A 13,846-nucleotide genomic window follows, 5' to 3' on the forward strand; every position below is an offset into this window, starting at 1 on the left:
TAATAATATGCTTCTAAATAAAAATTAAAATTCTTTTCTCAGCCAGCTGGTGAGCTTACTAAACCACCCGCTAACTGAAGCACGTTTTTCCGTCTCGGTATCATCGCCAAGGTGGCTTTCTTTACCGTAATGCAGAAGCCCTACCGCTGTGGAGTAGTACGGCTCCTGAGCATAATCCGTTAATCCTGTTATATTAAGTGGGGTACCGATTCTGACCTGTGTATGGAACACTTTTTGAGCGCATTCAACTAGCCCGTCAATCTGTGCTGCCCCACCCGTCAAAACTATCCCTGCCGCTAAGTGGTGTTTGACACCTTGCTGACGTAACTGTTCCTGTAAATTTAAAATTTCTTCATTCACTAAATTTAACAGCTCAGTATACCGTGGCTCAATCACTTCCGCTAAGGTTTGACGCTGTAAACTTCTCGGTGGACGACCGCCAACACTCGGTACTTCCACCGTTTCATCTTTACTCACAATCGAACCGACTGCACAACCGTGACGCACTTTAATCGCTTCGGCATCTGTTGGCGGCGTACCAAATGCGTAAGCGATATCACTTGTCACCACATTACCTGCGTATGGGATCACTTTGGTATGACGCAAAGCACCACCCGTATAAACCGCCATGTCCATTGTGCCGCCACCGACATCAACAACACAGACACCTAATTCACGCTCATCTTCAGTCAATACACTATAGCTTGCAGCAAGACCGGCAAAAATAAGCTGGTCAACTTTTAACCCGCAACGCTCAACAGCTTTCACAATGTTCTTCGCCATATCGTTATGGCAAGTGATCAGATGAACTTTAGCTTGCATACGAACACCAGAAAGACCGACTGGATTTTTAATGCCTTCTTGGTAGTCAATCGCGAATTCTTGCGGGATAACATGCAAAATTCGGTGTTCGTCTTTAACTCGGACAGATTTCGCCGTGTGAACGACGCTGTCCACGTCTTCTTGTGTCACTTCTTCTTCTGAGATTGGAACCATACCAATCTCATTTTGGCAGCTCACATGTTTACCTGATAATGCAAGGTAAACGGAAGAAATTTGGCAATCTGCCATTAATTCAGCTTGGTCAATCGCTCTTTGGACACATTTAACAACCGACTCAAGATCGTTAACGCCACCTTTGTCCATTCCGCGAGATGGACAGCTTCCCACCCCAATAATATTAACCATACCATCGGGCAGAATTTCTCCTACAAGGGCTGACACCTTGGAAGTTCCAATTTCAAGGCCTACCACTAATTTTCTGTCCGTTGCTTTAATCATTTGCTTCTGCCTATCTGCCTAATTTGAGTTATTAGCAATTTGTCTTATTGGAAGCCTTGCGGTGCGTCAACTAATAAAGGAGCCCACCCCACCGCTGCTCCACTGGTATAACGCAAATCAACATAGTCGACGCGTTTATCAGTCGTTTGCTGTAAAAGCGGATAAAGCTCGAGAAAACGGTTTAACCGCTCTAACACATCTTTTTTCCCAAGTTCGACTCTTACATCATTATCTAAAATAATCTGCCATGCATGGCGCGCTGTCATAGAAACGGATTTTAGTTTCAAGTTATTTTTCGCCAAAATACCACTTAGCACAGCAAATTCTTTCAAAACCTCTGTTTGGCTTCCTTGCGGACCATACAGCAACACATAATCGCCTTTACCATTTTGACTCGGTGGAAGGGTAAATACGCGCCCTTCTTGGTCGACCATGCTTTGGTCATTCCATCTTGCGTAGGGTTTGTACTCCGCAATATGGATTTTTAATTCATCCGGCCACTGTTTACGCACTGTCACTTGGCGTATCCACGGCATCATACTGATTTGGTTTTGAATCGCATTCACATCCACCGTCATAAAGGTTCCCGGCTGACCTAATGACAAAATTGCCTTTCGCACATCGTCATTGGTAGTGTAGTTGCGTTCTCCCGTTAATATTAGTTTGGACATTGGCAGCCTATCGGCATCCTTCATCCAGTTCATCACCGTCCAGCCGCTCCATACAATGGTGCCGACAACCATCAGGAAGAAAATCAATCCGCCCAGAAAAGCCCCATTACTTGGTCTTGAGCGCGGATCTTCATCTTGCTGACCGCTATTGTGATTATGATGCCTTACGTTTAACGCTGCCTGTGACATATCAACTAGCCAATTCCAAAATACGTACCACTAACTGCGAAAAATCCAAACCTGCTTGACGCGCAGCCATTGGAACTAAACTGTGACTGGTCATTCCTGGCGAAGTATTTACTTCGAGCAAATAGAATTCCCCGTCACTATCTTGCATCACATCAACCCGTCCCCAGCCACGACAGCCTACCGCTTGATAAGCTTGCATTGCGATATCTGCCAGTTTCGCTTCAAGGTCGCTTGTTAATCCACTTGGGCAGAAATATTGAGTCTCATCGGACAAATATTTTGCTTCATAATCATAGAAAATACCCGGTGGCTGAATACGAATCGAAGGCAAAACTTCGTCCCCCAGTACCGCTACCGTATACTCAGGACCACTTAACCACTTTTCAATCAACAATGTATCGTCAAATTGGAAAGCAAGCTCAATGGCTTCTGGCAGTGCATCCAGAGCATCAACTTTGCTCATTCCAACACTGGAACCTTCCAAACTCGGTTTAACGATAAGTGGCAGTCCTAAGTGCTTAACTTGCTGAGCTAACTGATCTTTTTTAATATTAGTATATTTCTGCTTGTTAAGTGAAATATATGGAGAAACACTTAGTCCAGCACCTTGCCAAAGTTGTTTGGTGCGTAGTTTATCCATACTCAGTGCAGATGCCATTACGCCACTGCCGGTGTATGGAAGCCCCAGAAACTCAAGCATTCCTTGGATCGTACCGTCTTCCCCGCCACGACCATGTAAGGCGATAAACGCTTTATCAAACCCAGCTTCTTTTAATGTCACAACAGGAAAATCTTGGGTATCAATTGGATGCGCATCAACGCCCGCTTGGCGTAATCCCGCCAATACAGCATTGCCAGACTGAAGTGACACTTCACGTTCAGCAGATGTGCCGCCAAAGAGAACCGCGATTTTTTCTGTCATGCTTATTCCTCAACCATCGGTGGCTGTAATTTCGTTTCTGCTAGGTTTTTGGCTATTTTACCAATATTTCCTGCGCCTTGAACTAAAATTAAGTCGTTATCATCAAGAACTTGTGCCAGCATATGTGAAACTTGTTCAGGTTCTGCCACAAAAATAGGGTCAACCTGCCCACGACCGCGGATTGTACGACATAATGAGCGGCTATCAGCTCCTGGAACTGGCTTCTCACCCGCAGAATAAACTTCCAGCATTAGCAAGACATCTACCTGCCCTAGCACGTTTGCGAAATCATCGTATAAGTCACGAGTACGCGTATAACGATGAGGCTGGAAAACCATAACGATACGTTTATCTGGCCAGCCTGCGCGAGCGGCTTTAATCGTGGCATCCACTTCTGTTGGATGGTGACCATAGTCATCCACCAGCATCACTTCGCCTTCTTTACCATTCACATTACGCAGCGCGTAGTTACCTAGGAAATCGAAACGACGACCTGTTCCTTGGAATTCCACGAGTGCGGACAGAATGTGTAAATCGTCGATGCCTTCTTCGGTTGCTACCGCAACAGCTGCCGTTGCATTGAGCGCATTGTGGCGACCAGGTGCATTTAGCACAACAGTTAATTCTGGCATGCCTTCACGAGCAATCGTGAAAAAGCCTTGATTCCCTTTTTGCTCGTACTTGGTGATACGAACATCCGCATCGTCACTAAAGCCGTAAGTGGTAATGTAACGACCGATTTTTGGTAATAATGAGCGGATCACTGGGTCATCGATACACATCACTGCACGGCCATAGAATGGCAAGTTATGCAGGAAGTTGATGAAAGTATCTGTCAGGTTTTCAAAATTGCCCTGATAGGTATCCATGTGATCAGCTTCAATATTTGTCACAACTGCAACAAGTGGCTGTAAATGCAAAAATGATGCATCACTTTCGTCCGCTTCAGCGATTAAATAACGGCTGCTACCTAAGCGAGCATGGGTTCCCGCTGATTTCACTAATCCGCCATTCACAAATGTTGGGTCTAAGCCCGCTTGAGCGTAGATCCCAGAAATCATTGCCGTTGTCGTTGTTTTACCGTGAGTTCCCGCCACTGCGATACCATGACGGTAACGCATTAATTCAGCCAGCATTTCAGCACGGCGAATCACTGGGATACGCAGCTCTTTTGCAGCTTGAATTTCAGGGTTCTCTGCAGAAATAGCCGTAGAAACGACGACCACACTTGCGTTTTCAACGTTTTCAGGACGATGGTTAAAATAGATAGTGGCGCCTAACTCAGTCAGTTGCTGAGTCACTGCATTAGGTGCTAAATCTGAACCACTAATTTCATAACCTTCGTTAGCCAACACTTCAGCGATACCACCCATGCCAGCACCACCGATGCCGACAAAATGAATGTGCCGTACTCTACGCATTTCTGGCACCGATGTTCTTAATTTCGCTAACTGTTGTGTATTCACTGTATTTCGCTTCTCTATAAATTCTGTCTACATTCTATTTTGTATGGTCAGGTTATTTCGCTACATCGCAAATAACCGCCGCAACACGTTCGGTTGCATCCGTGATGGCACAGCTATAGGCTTTATCTGCCATCGACAATAATTCGGCTCTATCCCACTTATTGAGTAACTCAACAACAGCTTCAGATGTAAACTGCGGTTGCTCAATAATCTTCGCAGCCCCGGCTTGTTCTAAAGGCAGTGCATTCCAGTACTGTTGGCGGTCTTTATGCTGGAAAGGGACAAAAATTGCAGGTAAACCTGCCGCAGCTATCTCACTGACAGTTAATGCACCTGAACGACAAACCACAATATCAGCCCATGCGTAAGCTTGCGCCATATCATCAATAAATTCAGTCACTTTAAACTCAGAATTGCCTGAATTTTGCAAACAATCATTATACAGTGCTTCTGTCGATTCCTTACTGCCTTTTCCAGCCTGATGCCATATATTTAACTGTTTGCTCACATTTCCAGCAACTACAGGCATGACTTGATTTAAAATTCTAGCCCCTTGGCTACCGCCTACAACCAATACGCGTATTGCGCCATCGCGCCCTGCTAGGCGCTCTTGCGGTGCTGGCAATGCCAATACATCTTCACGCACAGGGTTACCTACAACGGGTGCATCAGGGAATGCGCCAGGGAAAGCTTGTAAAACACGTTTAGCAATTTTTGATAACCATTTATTGGTTAATCCCGCGATCCCATTTTGTTCATGGAGAACAACAGGGACGCCACATTGCCAAGCCGCGATACCACCAGGGCCAGACACATAACCGCCCATACCAAGAACGGCATCAGGTTGATAGCGCTGAATAATCGTTTTTGCTTGGCGAATGGCTTTATAGATACGCCAAGGTGCACCAATTAATGCACCAATGCCTTTGCCTCTTAAACCTGAGATCTGAATAAACTCAATATCAATACCGTGTTTCGGTACTAAAGTGGCTTCCATGCGATCTGCAGTACCTAACCAGCGAATTTCCCAACCTTGAGCCTGCAAATAATGCGCCACAGCTAAGCCGGGAAAAACGTGTCCCCCAGTTCCGCCTGCCATAACGAGTAATTTTTTTGCCTGACTCATTTGGAACTCCTTACAAACGCCTGAGCTTTCTCAAGTCGTGTTTCATAATCAATTCTAAGTAACACAGCGATCGCCGCTGACATCACTAATAAACTCGAACCCCCGTAACTGATTAACGGGAGTGTTAAACCTTTCGTTGGCAACATGCCTGCCGCAGCACCCACGTTAACCAATGCTTGGAAGGTAAACCAAATACCGATGGCACACGCGAGATATCCACCAAATAATTGCTTTGTCAGTAGCGCTCTACGTCCTACCATCATCGCTCTAAACGCCAGCATGAATACCATCAGTAACACCAGAACCACACCTACATAACCCAGCTCTTCAGCTAATACGGAGAAAATAAAGTCAGTGTGTGCTTCCGGTAAATATTCTAACTTCTGTACTGAGTTGCCCAGACCTTGACCAAGTAGCTCGCCTCGACCAAACGCCATCAAAGATTGCGTTAACTGATAGCCACTACCAAACGGGTCATCCCACGGGTTTAAGAAAGATGTCACGCGGCGCAAACGATACGGTTCAAAGACAATCAAAGCCAGTACGCCTACACCACAAGCCGCGATACCGATAATAAACGGCGCTAAACGCGCACCGGCTAAAAACAGCAACCCTAACGTAGTCACAACCAGTACAACTACAGTTCCTAAGTCTGGCTGCAACAGCAGCAATAACGCCATCATGATCAAAATACACATCGGTTTTACGAAGCCGAAAAACTTGGTGCGCACTTCATCTGACTTACGAACTAAATAGCTGGAAACGTAACAAAACAACGCGAATTTCGAAATTTCTGCGGGCTGAATTTTCACAATACCGATGTCAATCCAACGTGATGCCCCGTTGACGGAACTACCAGCCACCAGCACCACTGCCAGCATGCCCAATGCGCCCATCAGCAAAATAAAACTGTATTTTTCCCATGTTGCCATCGAGACCCGCATTACCCCTAAAACCAGAAGAAATGCGACGACCAAATACACCACGTCACGCTTAGCAAAATAGAATGGGTCATCCGTTAATCGTTGTCCTACAGGCATCGATGCGGAGGTCACCATAATGAAGCCGATTGCCGCCAGACCGAATGCTAACCAAACCAATGTACGGTCGTAGAGCGTCGTGCCTGAAATCACGCCATTCTTTTCACCGATGATCCAGTTTTTTAAACGCAAAGCACCCGGTATGGTCATTAACCTAACTCCTTAGCGAGTTGAGCAAAAACATCACCTCGCTGCTCAAAACTTTTGAACTGATCTAAGCTGGCACATGCAGGGGATAACAGCACCATGTCGCCCGATTTTAACAACGGCGCAATTTGGCGCATACTTTGTTCCATCGTATCTGTCAGCACAGATTTTTCTGGTGCGAGTTCCGCTAATTGCTGACCGTCACGACCAAAACAATACAAACGGTAGTTATCCGCCGAAATGTATTCTTTGAGCGGAGAAAAATCAGCTGACTTGCCATCACCGCCCAGCAATAAGTAAATGTTGCCATCCACATGTAAACCATTGAGCGCGGCTTCTGTACTGCCCACATTGGTCGCCTTCGAGTCATTAATCCAACGCACACCGCGATTGAAAAAGACCAACTGGAAGCGATGAACTAAACCGGCATACTCTTTTAAGACTTTAAGGCTCGCATCACGCGGGATTGCCACGGTATCAGCTAAGGCTAATGCAGCCAGTGCATTCATATAGTTATGCTGCCCAGTCAGATGCATTTGCGCCACATCCAACACCTCTTCACCTTGAGCAACTAAGACACGTTTTTGCGTATCAAAGTAGTAATCACCGCTATTTAAACCAAAACTGGTGTATTGGCTAACACTCTGGTCATGTGGGAGCGTTAGCGGGTCTTGCGCGTTCACAATGCAGTGTTGCGCATTATCATAAATACGTAATTTTGCTGCGCGATATTGCTCAAGCCCCAATGGATAGCGATCCATATGATCTTCAGTCACATTCAACACGGTAGCAGCCGCTGCGCGTAGGCTAGACGTAGTTTCCAATTGGAAGCTAGACAGTTCCAACACAAACAGGCTATGCCCTTGATTGAGCAAAGAAACTGCAGGAATACCAATATTCCCGCCCACACCAACGGAAATTCCAGCTGCTTTCGCCATTTCTCCCACAAGGGAAGTTACCGTGCTTTTACCATTAGAACCTGTGATTGCGACAATTGGTGCATCCGCCTCACGACAGAACAGCTCAATATCTCCCACAATCTCAATACCGTTGCTTGCGGCTTCCTGTAACTGTGGCGTTGCTAACGCAATGCCTGGGCTGGCAACAATCAGATCAGCTTGTTGCAGCCATTCATTATTTAAGCTACCACTATGGCAAGCCACATTCTCAGGCAGTTTATCAACACCAGGTGGCACAGCGCGGGTATCCATCACGCGAGGAACAACCCCACGAGCAAGGAAAAAGTCAACGCAGGAAAGCCCGGTTAAACCTAAGCCGATAATCACTACGTTTTTACCCTGATACTGCTGAGCCTGTGAACCAATCATCTTAACGCACCTTCAATGTTGCTAGTCCAATCAGAACTAACATGAGAGAGATAATCCAGAAACGCACGATAACGCGTGGTTCCGGCCAACCTTTCAATTCATAGTGATGGTGAATTGGTGCCATACGGAAAATTCGTTGACCACGTAATTTGAAGGAGCCAACTTGTAAAATCACCGACAGTGTTTCAACCACAAACACACCGCCCATGATCACTAATAAGAATTCTTGGCGCAGTAAAACAGCGATAGTTCCTAATGCTCCACCTAATGCCAAAGAGCCTACATCACCCATAAATACTTGTGCTGGGTAGGTGTTGAACCATAAGAAGCCTAAACCTGCCCCAACAATCGCCGTACACACAATCACTAATTCTCCCGCGTGCGGTAAGAATGGAATGTGTAAATAGTTAGCAAAGTTAACGTTACCCGTTGCCCATGCGACTAACGCAAAACCTGCGGCAACAAACACGGTTGGCATAATCGCTAAACCGTCTAACCCATCGGTTAAGTTAACGGCGTTACTGGTTCCAACGATAACGAAGTAAGCCAGTAAGATGTACAACACCCCTAATTGCGGCATCACATCTTTAAAGAATGGAACCACTAACTGAGTTGCTGGTGTATCTTTACCAATCGCATACATAGAGAATGCAACAACGAGCGCCAATACTGATTGCCAGAAGTATTTCCAACGTGCAATCAAACCACGGGTGTCTTTTCGAACGACTTTGCGGTAATCATCAACAAAACCAACAATACCGTAGCCCACTAAAACCAGCAGCACACACCAGACGTATGGGTTATCCAAACGCGCCCATAACAGCACTGACATGCAGATAGAAAATAGGATTAAAATCCCACCCATCGTTGGCGTGCCACGTTTACTAAAGTGAGATTCAGGGCCCTCGTTACGTACCACTTGCCCAATTTGCATTTTTTGCAAATAAGCTATCAGGTGCGGCCCCATCCACAGAGCAATAACTAATGCTGTCAGCAAACCGACAATGGCTCTGAACGTCAAATAGGAGAAGACGTTAAAAGCAGAAAATTTATGAACCAATAATTCGGCTAACCAGACTAACATTCGAAGCACTCCTTCAATGCATTCACGACATCTTCCATCGCGGAGCTGCGTGAACCTTTAACTAAAATAGAAACAACATCATTCTGCTGTGCTAGCGGAATTAGTCGGGTTAATAAATCTTGTTTCGCGGTAAAATGCTCGCCACGTTCGCTAGATTGGCTAATGATTTCGCTTAACTGTCCAACACTAAGAACTTTATCCAAACCCGCTTGCTTCGCGGCTAAACCAACACGTTCGTGGCACTCGTGGGCATAATCACCAAGCTCCCCCATGTCACCGACAACCAAAATGCGATAGCCCGGCATTTTCGCCAGCACATTAATCGCCGCAATCATCGAACCATCATTGGCATTATAGGTATCGTCCAGTACGACTTTCGTCTCACTTAAACTCACTGGGAATAAACGCCCAGGTACCGCTTTCGTGGTAGCTATACCTTGTTTGATATCTTCTAAGGTTGCTCCCACAGAAATGGCTAATGCACTTGCCGCTAAAACATTGGCAATGTTATGCACACCCGGTAATGGCAATGTGATCTCAACCTGCCCTACCGGCGTATGTAGCGTAAAATCGGTTGTCAGCTGTTTGATTTGAATATCTGAAGGATAGAAATCCGCTTTTTCAGTCAGCGAGTAATACCAAACGGTTTGACGAGGGTTAAATTGCCACTTATTCGAGTAGCTATCTAAGTTCACAATCGCCGTGCCTTCTTCTGGCAGACCTTGGTAGATTTCACCTTTGGCTTTAGCAACACCCTCAGGGGAACCAAAACCAGCAAGGTGCGCACCAAATAAGTTATTCACTAATGCCGTTTCTGGCTTAACGATATTGGTTGTGTATTCAATTTCATGTGGGTGATTAGCCCCCATTTCGATCACGGCAAATTGGTATTCATCCGTTAAACGGAACAGCGTCAGTGGAACACCAATATCATTATTCAAGTTACCTGCGGTATATAACGTTTTACCGCGTTGCGCCAGAATCGAGGCGGTCATCTCTTTCACGGATGTTTTGCCGGAAGAGCCCGTCAACCCGACCACTCTCGCTTTAGATTGTTGGCGAACCCAAGCGGCGATTTGCCCCATCGCGATACGCGTATCTTCAACAATCACCTGCGGGCAGTTCACATCCAGTTGATGGTCAACTAACAGTGCGGCCGCACCCGCATCCACCACTTGAGCGGCAAAGTCATGGGCATCAAAACGCTCGCCTTTTAAGGCAATAAACAGGCAGCTAGTGTCGATTTTACGGCTATCGGTACTCACGTTTAATAACGCTAATTCGTTATTGCTCGCTTTTTCAATGCGACCGTGAGTGATTTGTGCCAGTTGGGTTAAGGTCATCGGGATCATGCCATCACCCCCAACAATCTTGCGACGGTCAAGCGGTCTGAATAATCTAAACGGCGAGAACCAATGATTTGATAATCTTCATGGCCTTTACCTGCCACTAAAATCACATCATCAGGTTGTGCTTGTAAGATAGTGTTGGTAACGGCTTCTGGGCGTCCTGGGATCGCGAATACTCGGCTAGAATCCAAAATACCCGCCATGATGTCGTTGATAATATCCAGCGGATCTTCGCTGCGAGGGTTATCGTCAGTGATCACCACTTTATCAGCGTATTGTTCTGCGGAGGCTCCCATCAGAGGGCGTTTACCTTTGTCTCTATCACCACCACAACCAAAGACACACCACAGCTTGCCTTTACAATGTAAACGCGCTGCCGCTAACGCTTTTTCTAATGCGTCAGGGGTATGTGCATAATCCACAACCACAGTTGGCTTGCCTGCGACGCTGAACACTTCCATACGACCACAGACTGGCATTAATGCGCCTGTTGTCGCTAAAAGCTGCTCTAATGGGTAATCCATCATTAATAGCGTTGCCATCGCCAGCAATAAGTTGCTTACGTTAAACGCTCCCATTAATGGGCTTTCAAATGAACCATCACCCCAGCTTGACGTGAAATGAATGGTTGCGCCTTTATCGTGATAGTCCACGTCCGTGGCTTTTAACCATGAACCTTGCCAGTTAGCTGGAATACGATTTTCCATCGTCACGGCACAAGCTTCCGGCAAACGCTGCAACCACTTCAGCCCGACTTCATCATCCGCATTAATAATTTGAGTTTTAGTTTGATGAGTAGAAAACAGTAACCATTTAGCGGCTTCGTAATTAGCCATATCACCATGATAATCAAGATGGTCACGGCTTAAGTTAGTGAACACTGCCGCATCAAATTGCAGCGCAGCAACACGACCTTGCACCAAGCCATGAGAAGAAACTTCCATCGCCGTCAACGTCGCTTTTTTATTCAGTAATTGAGTCAGTTCTAATTGGATATCAACGGCGGAGCCCGTGGTGTTCTCACTTGGAGAAACTTGCCCCAGTAGCCCATTACCTACCGTTCCCATCACTGCTGATGTTTCGCCTAATCCTTTTGCCCATTGCGCAATTAATTGCGTGGTGGTGGTCTTACCGTTGGTTCCCGTCACACCCACTAATTTCATTTGGGATGAAGGTTGATGGTAGAACTCACCCGCTAATGCGGATAAACGGTTGTTTAGGTCGTTAAGATAAATGACAGGCACACCATGAATAAAGCGAATTTCGCCTTCTTCTGCTTCGCCTTGTGCTTCTGCGATAACGGCAGAAACGCCTTGCGCGATAGCTTGAGGAATATAGTGTCTACCATCTGACTGATGGCCTTTTACCGCAATGAACAGATCGCCCGCGGCAGCCTTTCGACTGTCTAGCGTCATCTCTCGTAAAGAGACATTTGTTGTACTCACACCAAATGGGGCGAGGAGTTCACAAAGATTACGATCTGCCACTTTTAACCTCTTTTTGACTGTTCACGATTTCACTTTTATCGTCTGTTTGCAATGCATCTGGCTCAACGTTCATGAGACGTAAAACCCCGCCCATGATAGAACCAAAGATAGGTGCAGATACTGCACCTCCGTAGTACTTACCGGCTTTTGGATCGTTGATTAACACAACGAGGGCATAGCGCGGGTTGCTTGCGGGAGCAACCCCTGCGGTATAAGCGATATATTCGTTGATATAGCGCCCTTCAGGTCCGACTTTTTTCGCGGTACCTGTTTTAATTGCAATACGATAGCCTTTAATTGCTGCACGCGTTCCCCCGCCACCTGGCAGAGCAACACTTTCCATCATATGCACAACGGTGCGCATTATTGGCTCAGGAAACACTCGCGTCCCCGGAACAGGCGGGTCGACTTTAGTAATCGATAACGGGCGATATATCCCAAAACTACCGATCGTTGCATAGGCACGCGCAAGTTGTAATGGAGTCACCATCTGCCCGTACCCGAAAGAAAAGGTGGCCCTTTCTAAATCAGACCACCGTGTTTTTTTACTTGGAAAGATGCCACTACTTTCCCCGACTAACCCCAGATTAGTCGGCTTGCCAAACCCAAAGCGGCTATACACGTCCACCAGCTCTGTAGCAGGCATCGCTAACGCTAATTTTGAAACACCAACGTTACTCGACTTCTGTAAAATACCCGTAATGGATAACTCTGCGTAACGCGCAACGTCTTTGATTTCATGACCATTAACGCGGTACGGATAGGTATTTAATACGGTATTTTCTTTTATAATTTTGTTTTGTAGCGCACTCATGACGACAAGTGGCTTCACGGTTGAACCCGGTTCAAAAATATCCGTGATAGCACGGTTACGCATGAAATCCATCGGCGTACCCGCGAGATTATTTGGGTTATAGGATGGACTATTTGCCATCGCTAAAATTTCCCCTGTATTCACATCCACCAGGATTGCCACGCCGGACTCAGCTTTGTTCTCTTGAACGCCTTTCGTCAGCTCGCGATACACAATAGATTGAATACGCTCATCGATACTGAGCATCAAGTTATGTGCTGCTTGGCTATCGACGGAAGAGACGGTCTCAATAACACGTCCATTACGGTCTTTACGTACCGTACGTTCACCCGGAGAGCCTTTTAACCAACGGTTAAAGCTTTTTTCCACCCCTTCAATGCCTTCACCATCGATATTTGTTACGCCTAATAAGTGGGCAGTAACCGGGCCTGATGGGTAATATCGGCGAGATTCTTTACGTAAATAGATCCCCGGAACTTTTAGTTTGCGGACATATTCACCGATGGAGGGGTTAACTTGACGAGCGAGATAAACAAAGCGCCCTTTCGGGTTAGCAGAAATTTTGGTGGTGATTTGTTCAAGAGGAATATCTAATGCATCGGCGAGAGCTTTCCAGTGTTCATCGTTACTGACGCCGCCTTTTTCAAAGACTTCTTTAGGATCAGCCCAGATAGCGTTAACCGGAACACTGACTGCTAATTGGCGACCTTCACGGTCACTGATCATTCCTCGAGCCGTTGATACTTCTTGAACGCGAAGGGAGCGCATGTCTCCCTCTTTAACCAGTTTTTCCGGGGCAATAATTTGTAGGTACGCAACGCGAGTCAACAACCCTGCTAGTGCCAACCCAATACATCCACACAACAAAACAAAACGCCAGCAAACAAAGCTGGTGACTTCTTCTGTTTTCTTGTTCTTAGCGGGTTTGGTTGCTTTCATTCT

The 13,846-nt window shown here is 46.3% G+C and carries 11 protein-coding genes; all 11 read right to left on the reverse strand.

All coding sequences use genetic code 11. The annotated features are described in order from the left end of the window. Nucleotides 1-24 precede the first annotated feature (24 nt). Nucleotides 25-1,281, reverse strand: a complete 1,257-nt coding sequence (gene ftsA / locus ACY3ZI_RS15105) for a cell division protein FtsA (RefSeq protein WP_036951194.1) — start codon at nt 1,279-1,281, stop codon at nt 25-27. Between the two features lie 44 nt (nt 1,282-1,325). Further along, nucleotides 1,326-2,141: a cell division protein FtsQ gene (gene ftsQ / locus ACY3ZI_RS15110; protein ID WP_211886295.1), complete on the reverse strand. Its 816-nt coding sequence runs from the start codon at nt 2,139-2,141 to the stop codon at nt 1,326-1,328. Between the two features lies 1 nt (nt 2,142). Then, nucleotides 2,143-3,063: a D-alanine--D-alanine ligase gene (locus ACY3ZI_RS15115; protein WP_211886297.1), complete on the reverse strand. Its 921-nt coding sequence runs from the start codon at nt 3,061-3,063 to the stop codon at nt 2,143-2,145. Nucleotides 3,064-3,065: 2 nt separating this feature from the next. Next, nucleotides 3,066-4,484: a UDP-N-acetylmuramate--L-alanine ligase gene (gene murC, locus ACY3ZI_RS15120; protein ID WP_154600130.1), complete on the reverse strand. Its 1,419-nt coding sequence runs from the start codon at nt 4,482-4,484 to the stop codon at nt 3,066-3,068. 97 nt (nt 4,485-4,581) lie between these two features. Further along, nucleotides 4,582-5,655 carry an undecaprenyldiphospho-muramoylpentapeptide beta-N-acetylglucosaminyltransferase gene (gene murG, locus ACY3ZI_RS15125; RefSeq protein WP_487375452.1) on the reverse strand — a complete coding sequence of 358 codons (1,074 nt, stop codon included), beginning with the start codon at nt 5,653-5,655 and terminating at the stop codon, nt 4,582-4,584. Next, complete coding sequence (gene ftsW / locus ACY3ZI_RS15130) at nt 5,652-6,845, reverse strand: cell division protein FtsW (protein ID WP_036951199.1); 1,194 nt, start codon at nt 6,843-6,845, stop codon at nt 5,652-5,654. Before ftsW ends, murG begins: the two co-directional genes overlap by 4 nt. Then, a complete protein-coding gene (gene murD, locus ACY3ZI_RS15135; RefSeq protein ID WP_211886300.1) occupies nt 6,845-8,170 on the reverse strand; it encodes a UDP-N-acetylmuramoyl-L-alanine--D-glutamate ligase in 1,326 nt (441 codons plus the stop codon). The genes ftsW and murD overlap by 1 nt, the downstream gene beginning before the upstream one ends. 1 nt (nt 8,171) lies before the next feature. Beyond that, the gene (mraY, locus tag ACY3ZI_RS15140) at nt 8,172-9,254 is read right to left on the reverse strand and encodes a phospho-N-acetylmuramoyl-pentapeptide-transferase (protein WP_036951201.1); all 1,083 of its coding nucleotides are present in this window, start codon (nt 9,252-9,254) and stop codon (nt 8,172-8,174) included. Further along, nucleotides 9,248-10,606: a UDP-N-acetylmuramoyl-tripeptide--D-alanyl-D-alanine ligase gene (gene murF / locus ACY3ZI_RS15145; RefSeq protein WP_487375453.1), complete on the reverse strand. Its 1,359-nt coding sequence runs from the start codon at nt 10,604-10,606 to the stop codon at nt 9,248-9,250. The genes mraY and murF overlap by 7 nt, the downstream gene beginning before the upstream one ends. Further along, on the reverse strand, nt 10,603-12,090 hold the full coding sequence (gene murE, locus ACY3ZI_RS15150; RefSeq protein ID WP_211886309.1) for a UDP-N-acetylmuramoyl-L-alanyl-D-glutamate--2,6-diaminopimelate ligase: 1,488 nt from the start codon (nt 12,088-12,090) through the stop codon (nt 10,603-10,605). Before murE ends, murF begins: the two co-directional genes overlap by 4 nt. Continuing rightward, nucleotides 12,077-13,843, reverse strand: a complete 1,767-nt coding sequence (gene ftsI, locus ACY3ZI_RS15155) for a peptidoglycan glycosyltransferase FtsI (protein WP_487375454.1) — start codon at nt 13,841-13,843, stop codon at nt 12,077-12,079. Before ftsI ends, murE begins: the two co-directional genes overlap by 14 nt. Nucleotides 13,844-13,846: the final 3 nt, after the last annotated feature.

It is taken from the genome of Providencia sp. LY12, from assembly GCF_057621555.1.

Excerpts from the sequence above, each read along its gene's own strand:
- ftsA (WP_036951194.1), bottom strand. The coding sequence starts at position 1,281 with ATGATTAAAGCAACGGACAGAAAATTAGTGGTAGGCCTTGAAATTGGA.
- ftsQ (WP_211886295.1), bottom strand. The coding sequence starts at position 2,141 with ATGTCACAGGCAGCGTTAAACGTAAGGCATCATAATCACAATAGCGGT.
- ACY3ZI_RS15115 (WP_211886297.1), bottom strand. The coding sequence starts at position 3,063 with ATGACAGAAAAAATCGCGGTTCTCTTTGGCGGCACATCTGCTGAACGT.
- murC (WP_154600130.1), bottom strand. The coding sequence starts at position 4,484 with ATGCGTAGAGTACGGCACATTCATTTTGTCGGCATCGGTGGTGCTGGC.
- murG (WP_487375452.1), bottom strand. The coding sequence starts at position 5,655 with ATGAGTCAGGCAAAAAAATTACTCGTTATGGCAGGCGGAACTGGGGGA.
- ftsW (WP_036951199.1), bottom strand. The coding sequence starts at position 6,845 with ATGACCATACCGGGTGCTTTGCGTTTAAAAAACTGGATCATCGGTGAA.
- murD (WP_211886300.1), bottom strand. The coding sequence starts at position 8,170 with ATGATTGGTTCACAGGCTCAGCAGTATCAGGGTAAAAACGTAGTGATT.
- mraY (WP_036951201.1), bottom strand. The coding sequence starts at position 9,254 with ATGTTAGTCTGGTTAGCCGAATTATTGGTTCATAAATTTTCTGCTTTT.
- murF (WP_487375453.1), bottom strand. The coding sequence starts at position 10,606 with ATGATCCCGATGACCTTAACCCAACTGGCACAAATCACTCACGGTCGC.
- ftsI (WP_487375454.1), bottom strand. The coding sequence starts at position 13,843 with ATGAAAGCAACCAAACCCGCTAAGAACAAGAAAACAGAAGAAGTCACC.